This window comes from Sphingopyxis sp. (genome assembly GCF_019459305.1).
Lineage (GTDB): Bacteria > Pseudomonadota > Alphaproteobacteria > Sphingomonadales > Sphingomonadaceae > Sphingopyxis.
Genome location: NZ_JAIBES010000106.1, coordinates 15,243 through 41,176 on the forward strand (window position 1 = coordinate 15,243; position 25,934 = coordinate 41,176).

A 25,934-nucleotide genomic window follows, 5' to 3' on the forward strand; every position below is an offset into this window, starting at 1 on the left:
CATGCCCCTGTCCGAAGCCAGCATATCCGCGACTGATCCGGTTGCGCCGGACGATCAGCGCCCCGCCGTCCCGCTGGGCAAGCGCGTGCGCCGATTGGTCATGCAGCTCGGCCCGTCACGGTTGGCGGCGACGATCCTGTTCCTGGTCGTTGCGATCCTGATCGCGCGCTTCAGCTGGCAGATGCCGCTGATCGATGCCGCCGAACGCGCCTTATACGACGCACGCGCGACGCTGATGGCGCCGCATGTCGAACAGGACAAACGCGTCGTCCTGATCACCTATAACGACGAAACCCTGTTCAACACCGGCATCCGGTCGCCGCTCGACCGCACCCTGCTCGCCAATGCGCTCGGCAATATCGACCAGATGGGCGCCAAAGCGATCGGGATCGATATCGCGTTCGACTCGCCGCGCCCCGACGACGAGGTGCTGAAAACCCAGCTGCGCGCGATGACGACGCCGACCTGGCTCGCCTATGCCGAGCAGGCGAGCAACCCGAACACGATCTTTTACGAACAGCAGAAATTTCTCGAAGCTTTCATCGCCGACGTCGCGACCGACAAAACCAAGCCGACGAGCGTGCTGTTCCAAACCGACGACGACAGCGTGATCCGCAAATGGCCCGGCCGGCCCAAGAATTTGCCGCCACTGATGTCGAACGCCATGGCGCCGGTCGATCCGGCTTTCGGCAATTTCCAAGGCAATATTCGCTTCCTCGTCCCCGCGCGTGCCGCGAAGGGGCAAGAGGAGCCCGTCTTCTCTAACATTCCGATCGACAGCTTCGCGATTCCGATGGACGATCAGACGCGCGCGGCCTTCGCCGAAGGGATCAAGGGCCGATACGTCCTGATCGGCGGCGACATTATCGACAACGACCAGTTCAATACCCCGCTCAGTCGCTTTCTCGATCCGATCACCGGCCAGCACGAGACGATGATCGGGCTGGAGGTCCACGCACATATGCTGGCGCAGCAACTCGACAATGCGTGGTCGCGGCCGCTCGCCGGACCGGTGCTGTGGATTCTCGCCTTCCTGATCGTGCTCGCGGGCGGGCTGACGAGCCTGATCGACCTGCGCGCGCGCTGGGTCGCGCTCGCATTTTTGGGGCAAATGGCGTTTTTCATCGCCTTCCCCTTCTGGTTGCAGGGCCGCGGGGTCGATACCACCACCCTGCCGACCTTTGGCTGGGCGATCGGATGGTTATTCGGCTATGCCGCGGTCGGCACCGCGGCGCGCACCGTCGGGTCGCGGCAGCGCGCCTTTGCCCAGTCGGCGCTCGGCAAATATCTGCCCGCGGACGTCGCGGCGCAGATCATGCGCGACCCCGACCAGTTGTCGCTCCACGGTGAACGCCGTAATATCTTCTGCGTCTTCACCGACCTCGAGGGGTTCACCAAGCTCAGCCATGCGGTCACCCCGGAAACCGTCGCGCGGCTGCTCAACGAATATCTCGACCGCCTTTCCGACATCGTGCTCGACCATGGCGGGACGATCGACAAATTCGTCGGCGATGCCGTTGTTGCTTTTTGGGGCGCGCCGCTCAGTCGTCCCGACGACGGGCCAAAGGCCGCGGCCGCCGCACTCGCCATGTATGAAGCAGGCGAAAAATTTCGCATCGACATGGCCGAAGGGGTCCCGCCGCTTGGCATGACGCGCGTCGGGCTGCACGTCGGCGACGCGATCGTCGGCAATTTCGGTGGTGAGGGCCGCATCCAGTACACCGCGCTCGGTGACGCCATGAATACGGCGTCAAGGCTCGAGGCAGCCAACAAGGCGCTGAAGACCGGCGTCCTAATCTCGGCCGAGGCTGCGGCGCGCTCCGATCGCGACGATCTGGCGCCGATGGGACGGGTGACCTTGCGCGGCCGCGCGCAGCCGGTCGATGTGTTCAGCCCGCGTCCCGATCTCGACCCCGAACAGCGTGCCCGCATCGCCGCAATGGTCGCCGCGCACACTGCCGACGATAAAAATGTCTATGTGACCTGTGCCACAGCAATACAGGCGGAATTCGGTCAGGATCCCGCCATCATGTTTCTGATAGAACGTCTGAACAATACGAAAAATGGAGAAAGCTATGTCCTTTCCTGATCTGCCAAAGGGCCGTCTGGCCCTCACCGCCGCCGCCGCAATCATGGCGGTCGCGGTCGTCGGTACTGCTGCCGCGCAATCGATGGTCGTGCGCTCGACCGGGCCTTCGGCGAGCAAATATCCGACCGGCGCCAAGCTGAAATCTACCGACAAGCTGACCCTCGTCTCAGGCGACAAGGTCGTGCTGATGCAGGCGGGTAAGACGCGCACCCTTTCCGGCCCCGGCACCTTTGGCGCCAGCGGGACGATCCAGGCCAGCCAGTCGATGAGCGGCACAGTAACGCGTATGCTCGCCAAGGGGCCGACGGTGCGCTCACGCGGCGGATTTTCGCGCGGGCCGAACGATCCGGTCCCCGTCGAAGCGCGCGCGCCGAACCTGTGGCTGCTCGACTATCGCGAATCCGGCACCTTTTGCGTGGCCAATCCCGCCACGCTGATGCTGTGGCGTCCCAATATGGAGGGCGACACCGCGCTGGAGATCGAAAGCGCCGGCAAAAAATCGACCGTTGCGATCGTCGACGGCGCCAATTTCCGCAAATGGCCGACCGATGTGCTGCCAGTACAATATGGGGTCGACTATCGCCTCTCGGGCGGTGGCCTCACCGCACCCGTGACGGTTCGCTTCACACCGCTGGAAAATGCCCCCGACACGGTCGAAGGATCGGTCGATATGCTGATGGCAAAGGGCTGCGCGCCGCAGCTCAACCGGCTCGTTGATGCGCTGTCGGATGCCGAAGCGGGGTGAGGTAAACGGATTCGGGCAGGCATTGAACCTGCCAAGTCCATCTGGTAGCAATCAGAAGAAAATCTGCCGATCCGAACGGCAGAACCTTTCCTTGGGTCGAACAATTCGCGCTGCCGGTCTCCGGCAGAGCTTTATGAATTTCCGCACCGCGATTTCGCGGCCGCGTTCGTTCTTAAGGGGTGGTGATGTTTACGGGGGATTTAGGGTATATTGCCCGCGTGCGTCCAAAACGGGTCGCGCTGCGCCGAAACTTGATAGGGTCGGCTGCGTTGATCGCGGTTGCGATGCCCGCCGCGGCGCTGGCGCAGGCTACGCCGCAGATCCCGACCCGCGAGGAAATCCAGCAACCGACGCTGGCGCCGCTGACCCCGCCCAATGAACAGGTGGTGTCCGCCGACGACGGCATCGAGCGCGCCCCCTGCCCGCTAGCCAATCCCGAATTCGCCAACGTCCGCATCACGCTGCGCGGCGTCGAATTTTCGAGCGTCGAGGGTATTGATAATGCGACGCTGGCGTCCAGCTGGTCCGATCACGTCGGGCAGGATCTGCCGATTTCGGTGGTCTGCGACATCCGTGATCGCGCCGCGACGACGCTGCGCGCGCAGGGCTATCTCGCCGCGGTCCGCGTTCCGCCGCAAACGATCGACGACGGTATCGTGCGACTTGATATTCTCGCCGCTCGCATGTCGCGGATCGAAGTGCGCGGCGACGCCGGGCGCAGTGAACGACTGCTGCAACGCTATCTCTCGCGCCTCGACGACCAGCTGGTGTTCAACGTCATCGACGCAGAGCGTTACCTGTTGCTGGCGCGCGACATTCCCGGACTGGACGCGCGGCTGACCCTTCGTCCCGGCAATGTACCCGGCGAGGTCGTCGGCGAAGTCCTGGTGGCGCGCACCGCCTTCGTCTTCGATACCAATATCCAGAATTTTGGTTCGCGCGATGTCGGGCGCTGGGGCGGGGTCGCGCGCGTCCGTTTTGCCGGACTGACAGGCATGGGCGATCTAACCACCGCCAGCTTCTATTCGACCCCCGATTTCGACGAACAACAAGTGGTACAGCTGGCGCATGAATTCCGCGTCGGCGGCGAAGGCCTGCGTTTCGGCGCCAGCTATACCTATGCCTGGACCCGCCCCGACATCGCCGCCTTTCCGATCAAGTCGAAAACGCAGATCGCCAGCCTGTTTGCAGCATACCCGGTTACGCTGACGCAAGCGCACCGCTTGACCATCGGCGGCGGGCTCGACCTGATCGATCAGGATATCGGCCTTGGCGGCGTGCCGATCAACCGCGACCGCCTGCGCGTGTTCAACCTGCGCGCCGACGCGAGCTGGATCGATCCGGGCTCGGTCGCGGGCCGCAGCGGCTTCAGCCCCAGCGAACCGCGCTGGGCGGTGTCGACCGCGCTAGAAGCACGCCAGGGCGTCAGCTTCCTCGGCGCCAGCAACGACTGCGGTCCCGGCGGCGCGGCCTGTTTTCTGCCCGGCGCCGTGCCGCTGACCCGCGTCGATGGCAAACCCGACGCTTTCCTGGTTCGCGCCAATGCGCTCACCGAATGGCGGCCGCACAAATTATTCACCCTGTCCGCCGCGCCTCGCGCGCAATGGGCCAGCGATCCGCTGCTCGCATATGAGGAATTTTCGGGCGGGAATTTCACGGTCGGGCGCGGCTTTGATCCGGGTACGATCATCGGCGACAGCGGCGTCGGCGTAGCGCTTGAGGCGCGCTACGGTTCTTTCGTCCCCGCCAATACCAAGGCGTTCGCGCTCCAGCCCTTCGCCTTTTTCGACGCGGCGTGGGTGTGGAACAAGGACGCGGCATTCAATGGTCTCAGTCCGCAGAAGCTCTTTTCGGCGGGGGGCGGCGTCCGCGTCGCTTATGGCGATGTCGCGCGGCTCGACGTGACGTTGGCGGTGCCGCTCAACCGCGGCGGTTTCCTGGCGCAAAGGCCCGATCCCAGATTGCTGGTGTCGCTGACGACCCAATTTGGCGTGAAGGCGCGCTGACCCATGACGATTTCATCGAGGACCACAGACATGCGTGACACGGCCAATCTCGCACCGACCTGGAAGGGCAAGCGCCGACTGCTCGAAAGCTGCGCGATCGTGGCGGGGCTCGCCGCGCTCGCCTATGGCGGGCCTGCGCTCGCCCAGGTGGCCGGTACGGGACAGGCCGTGACTGGCCCAGGGCTCAGCAGCCCGACAATTTCTGCGCCCGGTCCGGGGCCGACGGTCGTCAACACCACGGGCGATCAGACGATCATCAACTGGACGCCGTCGAACGCACCGGTCGGCGGGGTGATCGACTTTCTGCCCACCGGCAATTCGCTAAACTTTACCGGCAACGGCCAATATATCGTGCTCAACCGGTTCGTATCGGGCGCGGGCCTGCCGATCGCCGATCAGATTGCGATCAACGGCACCGTCAATAGCATCGACTTCGCCACTTCGGGCGGGCGCGGCGGGAATATCTGGTTCTACAACACCGGTGGCATCCTGATCGGCGCGACCGGGGTCATGAACGTCGGTAGCCTGGTGCTAACGGCAAACGATGTCCTGACCACCGGCGGCCTGCTCGGTCCGTCAGGCGAAATCCGCTTCCGCGGCGCGCCGGGCAGCACATCGAACGTGACGGTCTCGGCCGGTGCAGCAATCAATGCCAACAATGCGTTCAGCCCCGGCAGCAGTTACGTCGCGTTGGTCGCGCCGCGCGTTGTGCAGGCAGGCGCCGTCCGCGTCGATGGTTCGGTCGGCTATGTCGCCGCCGAACAGGCTGACATCCGCATTAACAGCGGGCTGTTCGACATCAATGTGCAGGTCGGGGCCGAAGGCGGCAACGTCATCACGCATACCGGTACCACCGGCGGCCCCGGGCATCTCGACAGCAACCCGAACGACAGCCGCGTCTATATGGTCGCGATCCCGAAAAATCTGGCGGTCACGATGCTGGTGTCGGGGCAGATCGGTTATGACGCCGTATCAGCGCAGGTCGATCCCAACGGCGCGGTGCGCCTGTCGGCGGGCTACAATATCACCAATGGCGAGCTCAACGATACGCCGGTGAACGCCACCGCCGCGAACATGACCGTCGGCGATACATTGTTCAGCAGCAGTGTGGTTACACACGCCAGCGGTACCCTTGCCGGCCGGCCCGACAATATGATCCCGCCCAGCACTCCCCCGACCCCGCAAACGGGCAAGATTATCGTCCGGGGCGACGCCGATTTCAGCGGCGATGCGGGCGCCACGCTGACCGCCGGGGCTGATCAGGCGATCGAAGTCGATGGCGCTTTGACGCTCCAGTCGCTGGGCCAGTTACAAACAGACGGATCGCGGCAGGGCGGCAATGCAACGTTGTCGGTCCTTGGCGGCTCGGTCACGGCGGGATTCATCACCGTCGCGTCGATCGGCGCCGGGGACATCGGAACCAGCGGGGATGGCGGCGATGGAGCCGGCGGCGACGCGGTCGTCCTGATCTCGGGTACCGGCAGCACGCTCACCACCAACGGTTTGAATATTCAATCGACCGGTATTGGGGGCGGCGTCACCCTTGATTCCGGGGGACTGGCCACCGCCGTCGACAACAGCGGCAACGGCAACGGCGGCGACGCGACGCTGACCGTCGAAAACGGCGGCGCGCTGTCGGTGAACGGATCGATCAGCGTGGCCTCGACCGGCATCGGCCAGACAGGCAATATCCTGTCGGGTAACGGAACGGGCGGGATCGCACGGATTGCGATCACGGGCGCGGCGACAGCGGTCGATGCGTTGATCACCAGCGTTAGCGCCGACGGAATCGGCGGCGCTCAGCTGTCGCAGTCATCCGTCGATGTGACGACGCAAAGCGGCGGCTCAGGCACCGGCGGCAGCGCCGTGATCGCGATCGACGGCAATGACACCACGGCAATCGACCTTGGCGGCTTGGCGATGTCCGCCAATGGCATCGGCGGCGACAGCAGCGAATTTGAAGGTTCGACGGGCGGAGACGGCACCGGCGGGACGGTCGGACTGGCGGTCGACGGCGGCGTCGCGGTCGATATGAGCGATCTGCTACTCAGTGCCGAGGCGCGCAGCGGCGCCGCCCGGTCCCCCAGCAATATATCGGCAACATCGGGCGACAGCCTTGGTGGAACCGTCTCCATTGCCGTTGCGAACGGCAGCGGCATCATCAATGACGGCAATACGTCGATCAACGTCAGCGGCCTGAGCGGGTTTGGCGACAGTGTCGGGAATGGCACCGGCGGCGACGTTGTGATCAGCGCAACGACGGGCGGTCTTTTTTCAACCGACGGCAGTGTCAGCGTCAATGCCGCGGGCGGTAACTTCGTTTCGTCTGGGACGTTTAACGCTGGTGCGGCGGTCGGGGGCAACGTCGACCTGACCGCCGATGGCGGGACGATCACCGCGGGATCCTTTTTTGTTAGTACCAACGCGCAGCGGCCGAACGCCGACAATGGCGGGGGTGCGGTTAGTGGCGGGACCATCGACCTGCTGACGACCAACAATGGCTCCCTAAGTGCAACCGACAGCGGCGGTTTCAATGAATTTTCGGCGTCGGCGTCCAGCGGCGCGGCACCTAATGACGCCCTGACCACCGGCGGCACGATCCAGGTAATCGCCGATGGCGGCACGATCGCCATGGCCAACTATGCCAGCTTTTCGGCCAGCGGCGTGTCCGGAGGCAATTTGACTGCGGGAGCCTCGCCGCTCGAATCGGGGATCGGTGGCACCGTTTTGATCCGGGTGCGCAACAGCACCACCGGCACCGGAAGCATGACGTTCGACGATATTTTTCTCGACGCCACCGGCGCCACCAACAGCTTCTCCGAAGGCATCAACGCTGGCGACGGTGCCGCTGGGGCCGTTGGTGGGACCGCGACCTTTGACATGCAGAGTGGCACCTTCACCGCAGACGAGCTGAGTGTCAGCGCCGACGGATTTGGCGGCAGCGTGGCCGGCACGGGGCGCGGCGGCACTGCTACCTTTACCCAAACGGGCGGCACAATCACGGCTGGCACACTGTCGGTGTCGGCATCAGGCGAGGGCGGCTTCGATCCCGCTGTTTCTGGCATGGGGATCGGCGGCACGGCAACGATCAACCTGTTTGGCGGCACCCTGACCGGCGGCGATGTTTCGGTGTCCGCCGATGGTGTCGGCGGGTTCGGCGCAAACGGAAACGATGATGATCCAGCCAACCCGACCCCGACCGGTGCGGGAGGCATCGGCCAAGGCGGCGACGCGACGATCAACATCGATGGCACGGCGGTGATCCAAACGGCGACGCTTGCTGCCTATGCCAATGGCGAGGGCGGCGAAGGCGGCGCCTATTTCGCCTTTAATGGTGTCGCTGGCGATGGCGGTGACGCGGGGGACGGCATCGGCGGAACCGCAACGATCAATATCACATCGGGTACGCTGACCACGGCCGACCTGATCGCCGATGCAGGCAGCATCGGCGGCGACGGCGGCAATGTGTTTGCGTCGAGCAGTTCGGGGTCGGTTACCGGGATCGGCGTCGGCGGGACCGGCGGGACCGGGCAAGGCGGCACCGCCACGATCGATTTTGCGACCAGCTTCACGGCGACCGGAACGGTTATCAGCGACTCGACCGGCAACGGCGGCGTTGGTGGATTCGGAACGGTTGGCGGCGACGGTGGCGGCGGAATCGGCGGGCTGGCGCAGATCATCGTCACCAATTTTGATGCCGGCGCGCTGGCGGTGACAGTGGACGCATCGGCCGACGGCGGCGATGGCGGCGTTGGCGACGATGGTGCGGGCGGCAACGGCGGGACTGCGAATGGCGGCACCAGCCGGATCGAGGCCGACGGCGCAAACGCCAACATCCTTGTCACCCAGGCGAATTTTGTCACGGCGGCCACCGGCGGTGGCGGCGGCAGTGCCAATTCCAGTTTCTTGTCGGAAGAACTCGTCGGCGCGGCGGGCGGCAACGGCGGCGATGCAACCGGCGGTACGCTGGCAATCGCCGCGAGCAATGGCGCAACGGTGGCGATCGGTCCCGACACCAGCGGCATCATATCGCTCAGCAGCGCGGGGACCGGCGGCAGTGGCGGCAGCGGCGCGTTCAACGGCTTTGGCGGCATGCGGATTGGGGGCGATGGCGGCACCGGCGGCGGCGGAACCGGCGGCACGGTGCGCCTGTCGGCCAATGGCGGCACCCTCACCTCAAACGGCAGCGCCGTCGATATCACGGTCAGCGGCGCGTCAGGCGCGGGTGGCAGTGGCGGCACCGGAACTGCGGGCGACGGCACCGCGGGCGGCGTGCTGGGTACCGCGGGCGGGCGCGCCATCATCGACGCTTCGGGGACCTCGCCAGGCGTGGGTGCGATTGCGCTTGGCTCTACGACGATCGCCGCGAACGGCGACGCCGCTGGCCGGATCGAGATCCGCAACACGGGTGACGTCAGCTTCACCAGCCTGACGGCCGAAGCGTTGGGATCGGCGCCGCCGACCAACAACGACACCGACGAGGCGCCTGCAGGGATTTTCTTCGCTGCAACTGGCGGCGCCATCACGACGTCGAGCAACATGACGCTGACCACCGACAGTTCGTTCGGCACCTATGCCCAATCGAACGGCACCGTGACCGTTGGCGGCGACCTCACCATCAACGCCGCCGACCAGATCGATATCCGGCACGATTTCCGCGAGGGCACCGCACCGACGATCGCTGCGGGTGGCAATTTCACCGCGACGGCGGCCGGAATTAGCAGCGCGCCGGGCAGCCTGCTCAGCACGGGGGGGACGCTTTCCCTGACGTCAACACTCGGCGGTATCGGGGTCGACCAACTCGACGGCAACGATATTTTCATCACCGCCGCAGGCGCAGTTTCGGTCGAACATGCCGAAGCCGTCAATGATTTTACCGCCAGCGGCGCCAGTTTTCGCACCGGGCTCAATTCGATCGTCACCGGCGGCGACATCCTGGTCACCTCGCCGGGCGCGGTCGATCTGGGCAATTCGACCGCGGGCGGTTTCGTTGAGGCCAATGGCCAGTCGATCCTGTTCAACACTATCGGCGCAGGCGGGTCGGTATCCCTGACCGCGACCGGCAACACGGCGGGAGCCGAGGGGATCACCGGCGGATCGATTGATGCGGGCGGCAGCATCAACCTCAATGCGACACGCATCGACATTGCGGGAACGCTGACGACCGTCGGGTCGCTGTTCGCGGTTGGGAGCGCCGGCCCCGTCGCGATCGCATTGGCCGAGGCCGAGGACGATATCTCGATCTTTGCGGGCGGCGACCTCAGCGGCACCTATAATGCCGAGGGCAATATCAACTTGACCTCGACCGCGAACATCAACGCATCGGCGAACGCGACCGGCTTCGAGAGCTCGAGCAGCGGGCCACCGATCGCATCGACCGTGTTGATCAACGCCGTCGGCGATGTCAATCTGAACGACAACAGTGCAACCGGCATGTTCGGCGTGAACGCCGGTGGCGCCGTGACGATGGCAGGTGGCGATATCGGCGAGGACTTGTTTGTGCTCGCGGGGACGATCGCAACAATCTCCGACGTCACCGCCGGCGACGATGTGATGATCACGGCACCGGACGGAATCCTTGCCAGTGGCGTGGTAACGACCGGGTCCGGCCCCGACGACCGGTCGCTGATCTTTGCGCCGTTCAGCCCGTCGTCGCCCGCCATGTTCCAGATCGTCGGGTCGCCACCCGACCAGTCGAATATCGTACTGACCGCCGCGGCAGGCGACATCACCGCCAGCAACCTCAACGCCGCCGCCAATCTCACCGCCGCGGCCTCCGGGCAGATTTCGGCAACTGGCCCGTTGCAGGCCGGCGGCGACATCGCGCTGACCGCGACTAGTGCCGACCTTGCAACGCTGGTGACGCCAGTCGGCGACCGCATCGCCACGCTCAATGCCAGCGGCGATATCACGATCGCGGTGACCGATTCCGTGACCGGCGGCGTTGTTCGCGCAGGCGGCGATATCGGCATCACCGCCGGGTCGACGGCCAACCTCGTCGAAGTCAGCACCGCAGCGGGCAATGTCTTGGTGGCGACAACCGACGGCATGTTGATCAACACGCTGCGCAGCGGCAGTACGACCGGCCTGTCGAGCACCGATGGCGGCATTGTCATCAACGCCCTCGACGCGGATGAGGCAATCAGCGCGACCGCTCGAACCATCCAGATTATCGGGCAGAACAGCCTCAATTTCACCAATCTCACGGCTACCGGCGGCGATGCCAGCGTCCGTACCAGCGGCAATCTGGCGGTCGCCACCGCCACGGTTGCGGGGCTTGCCGATCTTCGCGCCGGCAACGACCTGTCGGTCGATCAATTGTCGGCCGGTAACGTCAATCTGGAAGCCGACCAGGACATGACGCTGAACAATGTTACGACGGTGGGTTCGCTGTACGCGGGCGCCCTCGGCACTGCGACGATCAATGGCGCCATCACCGGCCCCAATCTGATCGTGGCATCGGGTGATATCAACATCGCCAGCACCGGCCGCATCGGCCAGCTAGGAACAAGCACATCGGTGCTGGTCACTAATATCAGTACCGAAGACCCGACCTTCATCGGCGGGACCGGGACGCGTAACGGCTGGCATCTGGACGCCGACGAAATCACCCGTATTTATGGCAACGACATCACCGTCCGCGGCGAGCGGCTGGAGTTTTCGCAAGGAACTTCGGTCGGTTCTTCGCGCAGCCCCGACGTCTTTGTCGACGATTTCACGATCAATGCCGCGCAACAACTGGGCGGCAATGGCACCTTCCTCATCACTACCCCCGGCAAGATGCGCGTCAACGGCGACGTGCGCTTTACCGGCATGACCGACAGCCAGGGCGTCAACCTGTTCGGGCGCGACAGTGTCGAGATCATCATGGGCAGCGGGTCGATCCATCTCAGCGGTTCGTCGCCCGACCAGCTGGCGGGCAACCTGACGATCGAGGCCGACGACATTGTCGTCGCCTCCACCCAGGCCATTTCGGACATATCGACGATGACCTCGACCGCCGCGATTGACGCGCGCCTGGCACAGAATGACGGCATCACCAGCGACATCGGTGCGCTGGCGGCGAACCGCATCACGCTCAACCATAATCTGGACGACAGCGTCTATATCCAAAACAGCGGCACCGGTACCGCCTTTGAAGAGAGGCGCGGCATCACCTTCGGCACCGGCGGGCTGCTCATCAATGGCCCGGGAAATCAGGACAGCCTGGTCATCAACGCCGTGCATCGCAATGCCAGCGGCGGGCTGGTGACAGGGCTCGACGTCATCCCGCTCATCAACATCAACGCGCCGTCAGGATCGAGCACGGTGACCCAGACCGGCTTCAACGCCCAATCGACCATCAACGGCTGTCTGATCGGCAACGTCGCCGGCTGCACCACGTCGGTCAGCTTTGATTTCGAAAGCAGCTTTCCGGTTCAGGATGTCATCGAAGAAGAAATCGCCGCCGATGGCGAAGATAGCGATGGCCAGAGCCTGCCCGTCTCTCCGCTGATCACGATGCGCGAACTCGATCCGCTGAGCGGCGAGCCGCTGCTCGACGATCCGGTCACCGGCGCGGGCAACGACGATCTGTGGACGCCGACCGAGCAGCCGTAAGGCTTTCGGTTGACGGAGCCGCTTGGGGCGGGGCATGGGCGCGGACATGACCGACGCCCTTGCCTCGCAGCCGCTGATGCTGTTCAACAGCCTGACGCGCCAGCTGGAAGAATTCCAGCCCGTCCACCCCGGCGAGGCGCGCGTCTATAGCTGCGGCCCGACGGTCTATAACTACCCGCACATCGGCAACATGCGCGCCTATGTCTTTGCCGACACGCTGGGCCGTACGCTGTCGTTCAAGGGGTACAAGGTCACCCACGTCATCAACATTACCGACGTCGGTCACCTGACCGACGACGCCGATGCTGGCGAGGACAAGATGGAAAAGATGGCGGCCGAAAAGGCGCAGTCGATCTGGGACATCGCGCGCCATTACACCGAGGCCTATTGGGCCGATGTAAAGGCGCTCAACATCCGCCAGCCAGCGCACTGGTCGATCGCCACAGACTATGTGCCGCAGATGATCGAATTTGCGAAGGCGATTGCGGCCAATCACTGCTACGAGTTGGATGGCGGCCTCTATTTCGACACGTCAACGGTGACCGATTACGGCGCGCTGGCACGCGCAAAAACCGACGAGGGCGAAGGCCGGATCGAAGAGGTCGAGGGCAAGCGCCACGCCGCAGACTTCGCGATCTGGCGCAAGACCCCGACGGGCGAGACGCGCCAGATGGAATGGGACTCGCCCTGGGGCCGCGGCGCCCCCGGCTGGCACCTCGAATGCTCGGTGATGTCGGAAGCGCTGCTGGGCTTCCCCTTCGACATCCACACCGGCGGCATAGACCATCGCGAAATCCACCACCCGAACGAAATCGCCCAGAACCAGGCGCACAGCTGCAGCGACGCCAGCGGCGCGCGCATCTGGATGCACAATAATTTCCTGATCGAACGCAGCGGCAAGATGAGCAAGAGCGCAGGCGAATTCCTGCGCCTGCAGGTGCTGATCGACAAAGGCTACCACCCCCTCGCCTATCGCCTGATGTGCCTGCAGGCACATTATCGTAGCGAGCTGGAGTTTTCGTGGGAGGGGCTCGGCGCAGCATTCACGCGATTGAAAAGACTTCGCAACGCGGCTGCCGCGCTTGAATGCGAGATCGAGCGCCGTAGCCGCGAGGAGCGCACGGATAGTCCCGAAATAGTGACACTTCGCAGGGAGTTTGACGAAGCCATGTCAAACGATCTCAACACGCCGCAAGCCCTGACGGTTGTCGAACGCACGTTCGCCGCCAAACATATCGACATGTGGCAGAGATCCGACGCTGTTGCGGATTTCGGCGATGTGCTCGGGCTTAAATTCTTCCACGATGTTGCGGGCCTCCCCCGCGTTCGCCCCAAATCCGCCACCATCACCGAAGCCGAAATCGAAGCCGCCCTCATCCGCCGCAAGGAAGCACGCGCCGCAAAGGACTTCACGACCTCCGACAAACTGCGCGACGATCTCACCGCCGCGGGAGTCGAGGTGATGGACGGCGATCCGCTCGGCTGGGACTGGCGGCTGGACAATTAAGTCCCCTCCCGCTTGCGGGAGGGGCTAAGGGTGGGCATGAATGGCCGACCCGCCGCGCATGGACAGGCCCACCCCCCGGCCCCTCCCGCGAGCGGGAGGGGAGATTTATGACCAAGACCGTCACCGTCCTGTCGGGCCTCATCCGTCCGCTCGTTGAAAACCGCCTGCCCGACTGGATCGAACCGCGCTTTTTCCAGTCGAAGGACGAGGCGCTCGCACTCGCCCCCGAAGCCGAGATCGGCTGGTTCGACATGTACGATAAAAAGGAAATGGCCGCGGTCATCACCGCCGCGACGAACCTCAAATGGCTGAATTCGATCTACGCCGGGGTCGACGGCATGCCGCTCGACCTGCTCGCGCAGCGCGGCACCGTGGTCACCAACGGCGCCGGGATCAACGCGGTCACCATCGCCGAGTATGTCGTGATGGGGATGCTGACAGTCGCCAAGGGGTATCGCGACGTCGTCCGCGCGCAGGAACGCCGCGAATGGTTGATGGACTCGCCGGGCAAGGTCGAGCTGTTCGGATCGAAAGCGCTGCTGCTCGGCTATGGCGCGATCGGCAAACTGATCGAGGAGCGGCTGAAGGCGTTTGCCGTCGACGTGACCGTGGTGCGCCGCTCACCCGGACCCAACATGCTGACTCCCGACCAGTGGCGCGCCCAGCTGGGAGATTTCGACTGGGTGATCCTCGCGGTCCCCGCCACCCCCGAGACCGACGGTATGATCGGCGCCGCCGAACTCACGGCGATGAAACCGACCGCGACGCTGATCAACATCGCGCGCGGCAGCGTCGTCAATCAGGACGCGCTGGTCGCGGCGCTGAACGAACAGCAGATTGCCGCCGCGTTCCTCGACGTCACCACCCCCGAACCGCTGCCTGCCGATGACCCGCTGTGGAGCCTCGACAACGCGCACATTACCATGCACTTGTCGGGCCGCGCGCAGGACAAGATGTTCGTGCGGTCAGCGCAGCGTTTCATGGAAAATCTGGGGCGCTGGAACAAGGGTGAGGCGGTCGAGCCGCGGGTGGATTTGACACTGGGGTATTGACGATACCGTCGCCCCCGCGGAGGCGGGGGCCCGATGAGGCTTACGCAGCAGCGAAGAGTAATGCCGCCGGTGGCACCCGCCTTCGCGGGGGGCGACAGCTTTTACTTCGGCCGCTCAGCCTTCAACTCGCGCACCAACGGCTGCAAGTTCGCGTCATATTTCGCCAGCATCGTGTGCGCCCCGGCGAAGTCGTAAAAGCTGACCAGTTCGCGCCCGTTCCAGCGGTGGAGCGCGTAGGCCGGGTCTTCCGCAACGATCATCGGTCGGTCATCCGGACGGTTCTCGTCGATCGGCCGCAGGTCGAGCGAGACCTGCGGCGCGGTCGACGAGCAGATGGCGACGGTGCGCCCTTCCCACGCCACAGTGACGCTGCGGTGCAGGTGACCACAGATCAGCCCGCGCACCTGGCGGTGACGATTTACGACATCGGTGAAGGTCTTGACCCACGGCTCATCGGGATGGGTGTTCATCCATTCGATGCCGCTTTCGATCGGCGGGTGGTGCATCACGATATAGGTCGGCTTGGTCGGCGCTTTCGCCAGTTCGGCGTCAAGCCACGCCGCGCGGGCGTCGCAAAAGGCGCCGCCATGGCGTCCTTCCTCCAGCGTATCGATCGTCACCAGCCGCAACTCGGGCAGGTCGATCGCATATTGAACAAAGCCACTGCCGTCGTCGAGGCCGGGGAAGCGCGCGTGAAAATTGTCGCGCAGATCATGGTTGCCGACGCTGGCCCACACTGGAAAGGGGCAGCGCGAAAAGGCGGTGGCGAGGCGGCGATAGCTTTCTTCGTCGCCGCGATCGGTGATGTCGCCGGTCGCTAGCAACAGATCGGGGCGGTTCGGCCCGTCGATCAGCACATCGAGCACCTCGTCGAGCCGCTTGCGGTTATATTCGGCCGGATTGTCCGGATCGAATCCCAAATGGATATCGGTGATCTGGGCGATCAGCACATCCGTCCCCTGCTGCGGTCAGCGGTCGCCGACCCCCAAAATCTATCCGCCCCGTCTTGCCCCGTGCCAGACAGGTGTGCGCCACGTCACTTTGTACAGGTTCGCCCCCGTGGTTCCTGTGATCAGGCTCACACCATAGGTACCACGCAGGGGTTTATTTGTGATTGCCGCGGCGTTTACCTTCCGCTGACGGTTCGGAACCCACGGCTGACCGCCGTCGGAGTGATATTCGTGGCACATCGCACACGGCGATTCGGTCGCGGTTTCGACCTTCACCAACCGCGCGCCACTTTCTCCGACGTGACAGTCGCGACACTGGCGTAGCCCCGGAACGAGCAGGTCGGTTGACGTTTTCGAACCCGTTGCGGCGGTGTGACAGTCGGCGCAGTCGGTTTCCTTGTGCGCGTCATGGTCGAACCACCCTTTTTGCAGGTAGCGCGCGGTCTGGTTTACCTCCGCAACGCGCCAGCTGTTTCCAGCCTGCGGGGCAAAGATCGTGTGGCAATCATAACAGGCGCCGCCTTTCGAGAACACCGCGCGCACCGCATCCTGCGCCCGGCCCGGCCGCACCGCCACCTCGTTGAAATAGATGTTGTACACCTGCCCCTCGGCATAGGCGCCCGGACGCCGCCGCTGCATCCCGCCCAGCTGGAGCGGCCGCGCGGGCGGGGTCGAACGATAATAAGCGGTCAGGTCCGCAACGACCTGATCGGGTTCACCATGGCGCAGCGTGCGCGTCGTACCGCCGACAGTCTCGAACGCGAGACTGTGGCACATCGCGCAATCGCGCTCCATCTCGACCGGTTTGACGCGCACCCCGTCGGCCTCGACCCGGTGGCAATTCTCGCATTCCAGCTTTTGTCCGAAATCATAACGCCCGCGGAAACTCGCCGCCATCCGCGCGACCCCGCCGGTTGCCTGAAGGTGCACATCGTGCGGGAATTTCAACCCATTATAGTCGACCGTCCCCTTGCCGGGCGCGGCGCGCGCCGGATTGGCACCCGGGGCCGCGCGGACGAGCGGGCGGAATTCGGGATGGCCGGTGCCGAAATCGGCGGCGTCGGCCAGCATCGTCGGATGTCCTGCGGTCTTCAGCCTGCCCTGCATTCCCTCGTGGCAATCCGCGCAGAATTTTTGCGGCGTCGCGGGCATCGGTCCCGCGCCCTCATGCTCGGTATGGCAATCGACGCAGCGCCCCTGCGGCTTGTTCAACGCCTCGCCGACATTCGCCAGAAATTTGTCGAACCCGCCCGCCGGCGCACGCGCCGCCAGCAGCATCGCAGTCGGTGCATTGGCATGGGCGGCGCTCATCGCCTTGTGCTCGCCGGTGTGGCAGCTGACGCAGGCCTTGTCGGTCACCGCGACAAACGGTTCGACATGGCACGACTGGCAGTCGTCCTTCAGGCTGGCGTGCGGGCTCGACAGCGGCCCCGACAGCCAACTGCTGTCGGCGTGAAAACCGTCGGGTCGCTCATTGACGTTCTTGTAGCTGTGCCACGCCCAGATCGGGCCGACGAGAAAGGCGAGCAGCATCAGCACGCCCAACGCCCACGCCCCCATCCGCTTGCCCAGCATTACGCCCTGCAGCGAGAAGGCCTTGGCCTCATCGACATCCTTCGACGACTGCGACAGCTCGTCGATCCGTTCGACGAGCAGGATGATATTCTCCCCCTCGCGCGCGATCGTCAGCCGGTGCCCGCCGAAACGCAGTTCGCCGCCCGCGCCGCTGTCGATGTCGGCGACGGTCTCGCTGCGACCGTTGAGGTCGAACCCCAGCCCTTCATTCGCCGCGACGCGGACATGGCGGCCGTGCGTGCTGCTGATCGTTGCGTGATGCGGGTTCACCGCGAGGTCGGCGACGTGAATGATATTGCTACTATCTCGGCCGAGCGTGATCGTATCACCCGGCAGCGGCTGATCACGGACGATCTGCTTGCCCGTCTTCGTCGTCGAAATGCGGCGCAGGATGAAGCTCATGATCCCCGCCTCACCAGTAGAAGAAGACGCTGATGATGTGCGCCGACAGCGCCGCGATCAGCGCAAAGGTCAGCGGCACATGCACATAGAGCCAGATTTCGAGCAGTGCGCGCAGCCGCAGATGCGCGCGCAGCCGCGCCAGCGCCGCAACCTTCTGCCTGAGCAATCCGACGACCTTCTCGCGCGCCGCCGCATCGCTGCTCTGCGATGCCGCGAGGGTACGGAGCGCCGCGGCAGTCGCGCAGTTCGGATAGCGCCCGCTCAGCCGCGCGCCGATACCGCCCGCGAACGGGTCTTCGTCGAGCGCCGCCAGCACCGGTGCGGTGTCCGCGGGAGTCAGCGGCTGCGCGGCGCTATGCAGCTGGCGGTCGAAGGCACGGATCGCCTCCAGCATCTGCATCTGCGTCATCTCGTCGCGGTTGTTCGACAGCGCCGCGGGCAAGGTCGCATAGACGATCACGCCATACAGCCCCGACAGGATCACCAGCATCATCAGCGCCCACGCCAGCGTGTGGACATTCCAGCCCAGCTGGAACCCGGTGTGCCAGGTGCCGATGACGATCAGGCTGATTCCCAGATAGACATGCGCCGACGTCCACGCTTTCAGCGACCAGTAATCGTTCGTCATCTTGCGCTTGCGATAGCCGAGCGCGGTCAGCCACAGGATCAGCCCCGCGCCGATCGTCCCCAGCGTATAGCCATACCAGCTGCCGCCATTGTGCCGCGGCGTCACGTCGACCAGCGCGTAAGAGATGATGATCAGCAGGCACAGCCCGCCCGAAATTTTCGCCCAACGAAAGCCCGCGTAACGCAGGAATCCCTCATGCTTGCGCTCGCGCACCCGCTCGGTCTGGGTCGCCTTTTTGCGCCGCCGTTGAAAGAGCGAGGCCATCAGTCGGTCCCCTCTTCGAGCCGCGCGATCGACAGGAATTCTTCGGGCGACACGCGGATCGCAGCCCCCGTCGGACACGCGCGGACGCACGCCGGACCGCCGGCGATGCCCTTGCACATGTCGCATTTGACCGCGATCTTCTTGGGCTTCTCGTCACCCAATTGCTTCTTGGTCCATTTGGGCGACGGTTCGCCTGGACCGGGGCCGAAACCGGTGAGCAGCCATCGCAGCAGGCTCGGCTTTTCGGGCGGCGCCGCCTCCATGCGGATCACGCCATAGGGGCAGTTGCGCATGCAATTGCCGCAGCCGATGCAGCCCGGCTCCATGAACACCTCGCCGTCGGGGCCGCGGTGGATGACGTTCGGCGGGCAGTCGGCCATGCAATGCGGATGCTCGCAGTGACGGCAGCTGGTCGGGACGTGCAGATGGGCAAAAGTCTTTCCCGCCTCGCGATCGAGCCGCGACAGGCCTTCGTGGCTGTCGGCGCACGCCTTTTCGCAATTGTCGCAGCCGACGCACAGATTCTCGTCGATCAGCAGCGCGTCCGTCGCCTCGCCCAGCCCCTCCTTCATGATGAAGCTCGCGGTGTCCGAATAAAGGTCGACCGCACTCGAATAGGTGGCTTTGCGCGATTCGATGAAATCGTTCATCTGCGCGCGCTCGGCAACCGCGGCCTCGGTCGCGGCGCGCACTTGCGGGCGCGAGGCGAGCATCTTGCGGAAGCTTTCACCGGTCAGTTTGATCAATTCGGCACCGACCGCCGCCTTCACCGTGGCATTTCTTGGCTGCCCGCTCAGCACCCCCATTTCACCGAAAAAGCTGCCCGCGGGCAAATACCGCAGGAAGATCGGTTTACCGCCGATGTCCTTCTCGACCACCATTGACCCCGACCGGATCACATAAACATCGTCGCCTTGTTCGCCCTCGGTCAGCACGACCTTCCCCGCCGGGACGCGCTCGACCTCGGCCGTATCGACCACCGGCCTCAGGTCCTCGACCGTCAGCCCGCCTTTGAAAATCTGGAGCAATTGCCGTTCGAGCGAGATGCGGTTGATCACGCGCTTCGCACCCGGCACCGACGCCATCAGCTTGAGCGCCGCAGTGCGCGACACCTCGACAAAAACGCTGTCCTCGCCGGCGCGGATCGTCGCGCCGCGCTTGCGGCCCGAAATCAGCCCGACCTCGCCAAAGATCGATCCTTGCTCGATCGGCACGGTGAAATCGGGGCCCACCTCGACCACCGCATGACCATCGGCAATCGCGAACAGCGACGATCCAGGATCGCCCTTTTCGAACACGACGTCGCCCTTCCGATAAAAAGCGACCTTCGAATCGAGCATGAATTCGCGCATCTGGAGCGGCGAGACATCGCCAAAGATCGTGGCGCGCTGGCGCAGATATTCCAGCCACTCGCTGACCGATTTCTTTTGTGGCAGGTCCGCGAAAACCGCCGCCAAATCCTTCTCGTCGGCGGGGGTGAGCGCCGTATTGCCATTCAGGAACTCGACGACGTCATAGCCCTGATTCATGCAATGCTTGATCAGCGGATAACCCGCGAGCGCGCCGATAACATAGAGGCCGGGGACCGTGGTCTCAAACGTCGGCGATAGTTTCGGAAAGGCCTCGCGGTCGGGTCCGGTAAACTCGATCCCCATCGATTCGACAAAGCCGCGCGGCGCCACCGATCCCAATCGTGCGACGATCACGTCGCACTGGATTTTCTCATCGCCATTGGGGGTTTCTAGCGTCAGCCAGCCGGGCTCGACCAGCTTCGGCTGGGTTTCGGTGCGGATCGACATAAAGCCGTTCTCGCCCGCCTCCATCATGTCGGCGACGTTCTTCGCCTTAGCGCGCGCAAAATCCTTTGATCGGTTCAGGATCGTGACGGTGTTCTCGAGCGCCTCTTCGGCGACCCCCAGGGCATTTTCGATCCCCGCGTCGCCAGACCCGACGACGGTGATATGCTTGTCCTTGAAATCCTCCGGGTCATCGACCTGATAGATGATGTGCGGCAGGTCGGCGCCCCCGCAGCGCATCCGGTTCGGATTGCCCTGCGTCCCGATGGCCAGCACGATATTTTCGGCGTGGTAGACATCGCCCTTGGCAGTTTTGATCGCGAACGAGCCTTTTTCGCCGGTCACCTCGGCAACCTCGGCGTGATAGGCGACATTCACCTTGTTGTTCGCGGCATCCTCGTCCCAATTGCCCAGGATATATTCGCGCGCGCCCTCGGCGAAACGGCAGTCGGAGCGCAGGTCGAGCCGCTCGGGCGTCGCCAGCACGCGCTTACCCTTTTGATATTTAAAGATAGTGTCCGACAGATGGTCGGTCTTTTCAAGCAGGATATGGCTGAGCCCCAGCTGCGCGGCGCGCGATGCGGCGCTCAGCCCCGCCGGCCCCGACCCGATGATCGCAACCTTTACCGCCTCGCTCATGCGCGCGCGGCCAAGCGGCGGCAAAGGCCACTATCGCAATCGCTGGACGTGATGCTGACGAACGCGCGCACGGGCATCCTACCCCCCTCTCGCCAGCCCCCCGGCGAATACATAACGGATGCGACCCGGACTAATGTCCTGGACGCAAAGCTATGCCCTTGAAAGCGGGGAAAGGTCAACCGGTGGAGGCAAGAAACTGGCGGTTACGCGCCCGACGGGTCAGGCGAGTTCGAACATCGCCGCAAGTCCGCTCTGCGCGGCGGGTTCGAACCGCGACCAGCCGTCGGGGCCGAGACGCTCGATCGGGCGGAAGCGCGCCTTATACGCCATCCGCGCCGACCCTTCGATCCAGTAGCCCAGGTACACATAGGCCAGCCCGGCGCGCGCGGCGCGCTGGACATGGTCGGAGATGATATAGGTGCCGAGACCTTCGCGCATGGGATGCGCGGCGTCGAAGAAGCTGTAGATCATCGACAGCCCGTCGCCCTGCCGGTCGGTCAGGCAGCAGCCAATCAGGCGGCCCTTGCTGCCGTCGGTGGTCGGCTCGCGATATTCGATCATGTAGCTATCGACCGGGGTCTGCTCGACCATGTCAGCGAAATCCTGCTCGTCCATATCGGCCATACCACCATTGGGATGGCGCGCGCCGAGATAGGAGCGCAGCAGGCTATATTGTTCTTCGGTCGCCCACGGCTTGCACGCGGTGGCGACCAGGTCGCTGTTGCGGCGGATAGTGCGTTTTTGCGAACTGCTCGGGACAAATTCGCTCGCGCAGACGCGCACCGAAACACAGGCCGAACAATCGGCGCAACTCGGGCGATAGGCGACCGACTGGCTGCGTCGAAACCCGATGCGGCCCAGCGCGTCGTTCAGCTCGTTCGCAGTATTCCCGCTGAGTTCGGTGAACACCTTGCGCTCGGTCTTGCCCGCCAGATAGGGGCAAGGCGCCGGGCTGGTGACGAAAAAGCGCGGAAAACGGAACGGTGCGGACACGCGGTTTGGACCTCCAGATCGGCGATGCGGAATCCCCCCAACGCGGGTCCGACGCTCACCACCCACCAACTATGCCGCGCGGCGTCAATGGTGCAAAGTCTGTTTACCATTTTTAGTCGTGCCGTTCTGACTCAGGTCAAAAATTATCTGAATCGCGCAGTAAGGATTGTGCCGTTTTGAATCGACTATGGTCTCAATGATCCTCCCTGTGGCGAAGCCATGGGTAGGTGGCAGCGGCGAAGCCGCTGACGGAGAGGCGATAGCGCAACCGGTGCGGCCCCTCCACCACTTGCTTCGCAAGCGGTCCTCCTCCCCATCGCTGCGCGACAGCGAGGAATCTCCAGTCAGCTATACCCGCGCAGCTCGTCGCCGGTCAGCGTCGCGACGTGCAGCACGTTGGTCGAACCCGGGGTGCCGAACGGCACCCCCGCCATCATCACCAGCTTGGCGCCCGCCTTGCCGATGCCGTGGCGCAGCGCCATGCGCTTGCCCTTGGCGATCATCTCTTCAAAGCTGCCGATGTCCTTCGTCGGCACCGCATGCGCGCCCCACAATAGCCCAAGCCGCCGCGCGGCTTCCTTTTTCGGGGTCAGCACCAGCAAAGGTGCGTTAGGCCGCTCACGCGCGACACGGCGCGCGGTCGATCCCGATGCGGTGAAACAGATGATCGCATCGGCGGCGATCGTCGCGATAATGCTGCCCGCTGCTTCGGCCAGCGCGTCGGCGGTGGTCGCGTCGGGCAGCGTTTCGGTAAAGTGCAGGCGGCGGAAATAATCGGGGTCGCTTTCGACCGAGCGCGCGATGCTGTCCATCATCGTCACTGCCTCAATCGGCCAGGCGCCCGCGGCAGTCTCGGCCGACAGCATGATCGCATCGGCGCCGTCGTAGATCGCGGTGGCGACATCGCTCACTTCTGCGCGCGTCGGCGAGGGCGAGACGATCATCGATTCGAGCATCTGGGTCGCGACGACCACCGGCTTGCCCATCCGCCGCGCGGTGGCGACGATGCGTTTCTGCAGCGGCGGCACCGCCTCGGGCGGCAATTCGACCCCCAGGTCGCCACGCGCGACCATCGCCGCATCGGCGAGCTCAAGGATCTCCTCGATCCGCTGCACCCCCGACGGCTTTTCGAATTTGACCAGCAGCGCAGCCTTGCCGCCGATCAGGGTGCGCGCCTCGGCGACGTCCTCGGGCCGCTGCACGAACGACAGCGCGATCCAGTCGACATGCTGTTCGAGCGCAAAGGTCAGATCCTTGCGGTCCTTTTCGGTCAGCGCCGCGAGCGGAACGACGACGTCGGGGACATTCACTCCTTTGCGATCCGAAATCTTGCCGCCAACCTCGACCACCGTGTCGATCCGCCTCGGCGACACCGCCTGCACGCGCAGCACCAGCTTGCCGTCATCAATCAGCAGCCGGGTGCCCGCCTCGAGCGCAGCGTATAATTCGGGGTGCGGCAGGTGAACCCGCGTCGCATCGCCCGGTGCCGTGTCGGCATCAAGCGCGAACGGCGCGCCCTTGATCAGCTCGACCGGCCCATCGGCAAATGTCCCAACGCGCAGTTTCGGCCCCTGCAAGTCGACCAAGATCGTCGTCGGACGCCCGGTTTCCTTCTCCAGCGCGCGGATCGCGGCGATCACCTTGGCATGGCCGGCGTGATCACCATGGCTCATATTAACGCGAAAGGCGTCGGCACCGGCGCGGTGCAGCGCGGCGATCATCTCAGGATTCGCGCTGGCAGGACCAAGCGTCGCCAGGATGCGCACCTTGCGCTGGCGGGGGGTAAAACTCTGGACCACAAATGCTCCGAACCGATAAAAAGCTGGGGCCGCTTGCGTAGGCGCGTTGCCCCCGGCAAGGCAAGCTGCGTATAGCTATTCATGCCATCACCAGAAGGAAATCCCCATGTCCTGTAGCGACGATCAGGCCGCCCCAAATGACGGGCTCGACACGCTCGACGATGCGGTCGCTGCCGCGGCCTTCCGCCGCCTCGTCCGGCTGCTCCAGCATCGCAGCGACGCTGCAAACATCGACCTGATGGGCCTCGCCGGTTTCTGCCGCAACTGCCTGGGCGACTGGATCGCTGAGGCGGGCGGCACGGACAAGGAAGCCGGCCGGACGATCGTCCACGGCATGCCGACCGCAGAGTGGAAAGCCCTGCATCACACCGCCGCGACGCCCGAACAGCTCGCGCGGATGGAAGCGAGCATGGCGAAGAACCCGCATCACTGATCTTGCTCCGGTCGCGCTTTGCGGACATGACGTTGGCAACAGCCACTGGGGCACGGAAAATGGGGAGAATTGGGCGATGCGCATGTTATGGACCGCAACCGTGCTGGGCGCGGGAATGTTGACCAGTGGCCCACTTGCCGCACAACCGTCCGCCACCACCTATATCCATGCCGGGCGTTTGCTCGACCAGCCGGGCCGCGAGCCGCGCGGGCAATCGACGATCATCGTCCGCAACGGCAAGATCGCCGAAGTACGCGACGGCTTTGCCACGCCCGAAGACGGCGCAAAGGTCGTCGACCTGAAGAACGCCTTTGTACTCCCTGGCCTGATCGACATGCACGTCCATATCTCCAGCGACGACAATCTGCTGCGCAGCCGCCTCGAAAGCTCGGGTCGCGATGTCGAGGATGTGTTCGTCATTGCCCAAGGGAACGCGCGCCGCACCCTCGAAGCGGGCTTTACGACCGTGCGCGACCTGGGCGGCGATGGCCGCACCACGACGACGCTGCGCGATGCGATCAACAATGGTGTGATCGTCGGCCCCACCGTCATCCCCGCGGGGACGATGATTTCGGTGACCGGCGGCCATGGCGGAGTCAACGGCCTCAACCGCACCCTGACGCATGCGGTCGCGGCCGAGCGCACCAACATCTGCGACGGGCCGGATGGCTGTGCCAGCGCGGTCCGCGCGCAGATCTCGCTGGGTGCAGAGGTCATCAAGTTTGCCGCCACCGGCGGGGTGCGCTCCAATGTCGCGGGCGGGCTGGGCAAGCAGATGTCCGATGCCGAGATGAAGTCGGTCGTCGACACCGCGCACAGCTTCGGCCGCAAGGTCACCGCTCATGCTCATGGCAAGGAGGGGATCGACGCCGCGCTGCGCGCCGGGGTCGATTCGATCGAACATGGCAGCTTCATCGACGATGAGACCGTCAAGCTGTTCAAGGTGTCGAACGCGGCGCTGGTGCCGACCGCGGTCGCGCCAATCGCTGCGCTCGCACAGGCGCGCCGCGGCGACGCGCCGGGTCCGCAGCTGGCCAAGGCCGAGGAAGCAGCGGCCTCGCACGCCGCAAGCGTGGCGCGCGCGATCAAGGGCAATGTCCGCATCCTGTTCGGCACCGACTCCGGCGTTGCGCCGCACGGCGACAACGCCAAGGAATTTGCGCTGATGGTCAAGGCCGGGATGACTCCGGAGCAAGCGATCAAGGCTGCGACCAGCGACAATGCGGCCGAACTCGACCGGCCGATCGGCGCGATCCTGCCGGGGCGCGAAGCCGACATCATTGCCGTTGGCGGCGACCCCCTCGCCGACGTCACCGCGCTCGAAAAGGTCGACTTTGTTATGCGGCGCGGCGTCGTCCACAAACTGGACGGCAAGCGCCAGGCCTTTCCGCCCGAGTGACGCGCCGCCACCAAGAAAACATGGCCAAAATTCCTCCGGGGCTTTAGGGACGCGCCAA

14 protein-coding genes are annotated in these 25,934 nt (G+C 64.6%); 8 read left to right on the top strand and 6 right to left on the bottom strand.

All coding sequences use genetic code 11. The annotated features are described in order from the left end of the window. Window position 1 precedes the first annotated feature (1 nt). The 6 genes from K0M74_RS12785 to K0M74_RS12810 all read left to right on the top strand — a co-directional run bounded on the left by K0M74_RS12785 (window position 2) and on the right by K0M74_RS12810 (window position 14,998). Window positions 2-2,089, top strand: coding sequence for an adenylate/guanylate cyclase domain-containing protein (locus K0M74_RS12785; protein WP_293972910.1), 2,088 nt, complete (start codon window positions 2-4; stop codon window positions 2,087-2,089). Beyond that, window positions 2,076-2,834: a hypothetical protein gene (locus K0M74_RS12790; RefSeq protein WP_293972913.1), complete on the top strand. Its 759-nt coding sequence runs from the start codon at window positions 2,076-2,078 to the stop codon at window positions 2,832-2,834. The genes K0M74_RS12785 and K0M74_RS12790 overlap by 14 nt, the downstream gene beginning before the upstream one ends. A gap of 269 nt (window positions 2,835-3,103) precedes the next feature. Then, window positions 3,104-4,840 (top strand): ShlB/FhaC/HecB family hemolysin secretion/activation protein, encoded by a 1,737-nt coding sequence (locus K0M74_RS12795; RefSeq protein ID WP_293972916.1) that lies wholly within the window; start codon window positions 3,104-3,106, stop codon window positions 4,838-4,840. A gap of 30 nt (window positions 4,841-4,870) precedes the next feature. Then, window positions 4,871-12,439, top strand: a complete 7,569-nt coding sequence (locus K0M74_RS12800) for a hypothetical protein (RefSeq protein ID WP_293972919.1) — start codon at window positions 4,871-4,873, stop codon at window positions 12,437-12,439. Between the two features lie 46 nt (window positions 12,440-12,485). After that, complete coding sequence (gene cysS / locus K0M74_RS12805) at window positions 12,486-13,946, top strand: cysteine--tRNA ligase (RefSeq protein ID WP_293972922.1); 1,461 nt, start codon at window positions 12,486-12,488, stop codon at window positions 13,944-13,946. A 107-nt stretch (window positions 13,947-14,053) separates the two neighbouring features. Further along, window positions 14,054-14,998: a D-2-hydroxyacid dehydrogenase gene (locus K0M74_RS12810; RefSeq protein WP_293972925.1), complete on the top strand. Its 945-nt coding sequence runs from the start codon at window positions 14,054-14,056 to the stop codon at window positions 14,996-14,998. Between the two features lie 101 nt (window positions 14,999-15,099). Here the strand turns inward: K0M74_RS12810 and K0M74_RS12815 are convergent, their stop codons facing one another. From K0M74_RS12815 to pyk, 6 genes are all read right to left on the bottom strand, one after another. Then, window positions 15,100-15,948 (bottom strand): phosphodiesterase, encoded by an 849-nt coding sequence (locus tag K0M74_RS12815; RefSeq protein WP_293972928.1) that lies wholly within the window; start codon window positions 15,946-15,948, stop codon window positions 15,100-15,102. A 42-nt stretch (window positions 15,949-15,990) separates the two neighbouring features. Then, the gene (locus K0M74_RS12820; RefSeq protein WP_293972931.1) at window positions 15,991-17,925 is read right to left on the bottom strand and encodes a cytochrome c3 family protein; all 1,935 of its coding nucleotides are present in this window, start codon (window positions 17,923-17,925) and stop codon (window positions 15,991-15,993) included. Between the two features lie 10 nt (window positions 17,926-17,935). Further along, a complete protein-coding gene (locus K0M74_RS12825; RefSeq protein ID WP_293972934.1) occupies window positions 17,936-18,817 on the bottom strand; it encodes a hypothetical protein in 882 nt (293 codons plus the stop codon). Continuing rightward, window positions 18,817-21,252, bottom strand: a complete 2,436-nt coding sequence (locus K0M74_RS12830; protein WP_293972936.1) for a cyclic nucleotide-binding domain-containing protein — start codon at window positions 21,250-21,252, stop codon at window positions 18,817-18,819. The genes K0M74_RS12825 and K0M74_RS12830 overlap by 1 nt, the downstream gene beginning before the upstream one ends. Before the next feature lie 219 nt (window positions 21,253-21,471). Further along, entirely contained in the window at window positions 21,472-22,245 is a 774-nt protein-coding gene (locus K0M74_RS12835; RefSeq protein WP_293972939.1) for an arginyltransferase, read from the bottom strand. A gap of 344 nt (window positions 22,246-22,589) precedes the next feature. Continuing rightward, window positions 22,590-24,044, bottom strand: a complete 1,455-nt coding sequence (gene pyk, locus K0M74_RS12840; RefSeq protein WP_293972942.1) for a pyruvate kinase — start codon at window positions 24,042-24,044, stop codon at window positions 22,590-22,592. A 106-nt stretch (window positions 24,045-24,150) separates the two neighbouring features. Here pyk and K0M74_RS12845 point away from each other — a divergent pair, with 106 nt between their 5' ends. Further along, window positions 24,151-24,477 (top strand): DUF1244 domain-containing protein, encoded by a 327-nt coding sequence (locus K0M74_RS12845; protein WP_293972945.1) that lies wholly within the window; start codon window positions 24,151-24,153, stop codon window positions 24,475-24,477. A 76-nt stretch (window positions 24,478-24,553) separates the two neighbouring features. Continuing rightward, window positions 24,554-25,876 (top strand): amidohydrolase family protein, encoded by a 1,323-nt coding sequence (locus K0M74_RS12850; RefSeq protein WP_293972948.1) that lies wholly within the window; start codon window positions 24,554-24,556, stop codon window positions 25,874-25,876. The last annotated feature ends 58 nt before the right edge of the window (window positions 25,877-25,934 follow it).

Coding starts and splice junctions, on each gene's coding strand:
- K0M74_RS12785 (WP_293972910.1), top strand. CDS start 2: ATGCCCCTGTCCGAAGCCAGCATATCCGCGACTGATCCGGTTGCGCCG.
- K0M74_RS12790 (WP_293972913.1), top strand. CDS start 2,076: ATGTCCTTTCCTGATCTGCCAAAGGGCCGTCTGGCCCTCACCGCCGCC.
- K0M74_RS12800 (WP_293972919.1), top strand. CDS start 4,871: ATGCGTGACACGGCCAATCTCGCACCGACCTGGAAGGGCAAGCGCCGA.
- cysS (WP_293972922.1), top strand. CDS start 12,486: ATGACCGACGCCCTTGCCTCGCAGCCGCTGATGCTGTTCAACAGCCTG.
- K0M74_RS12810 (WP_293972925.1), top strand. CDS start 14,054: ATGACCAAGACCGTCACCGTCCTGTCGGGCCTCATCCGTCCGCTCGTT.
- K0M74_RS12820 (WP_293972931.1), bottom strand. CDS start 17,925: ATGAGCTTCATCCTGCGCCGCATTTCGACGACGAAGACGGGCAAGCAG.
- K0M74_RS12825 (WP_293972934.1), bottom strand. CDS start 18,817: ATGGCCTCGCTCTTTCAACGGCGGCGCAAAAAGGCGACCCAGACCGAG.
- K0M74_RS12830 (WP_293972936.1), bottom strand. CDS start 21,252: ATGAGCGAGGCGGTAAAGGTTGCGATCATCGGGTCGGGGCCGGCGGGG.
- K0M74_RS12845 (WP_293972945.1), top strand. CDS start 24,151: ATGTCCTGTAGCGACGATCAGGCCGCCCCAAATGACGGGCTCGACACG.
- K0M74_RS12850 (WP_293972948.1), top strand. CDS start 24,554: ATGCGCATGTTATGGACCGCAACCGTGCTGGGCGCGGGAATGTTGACC.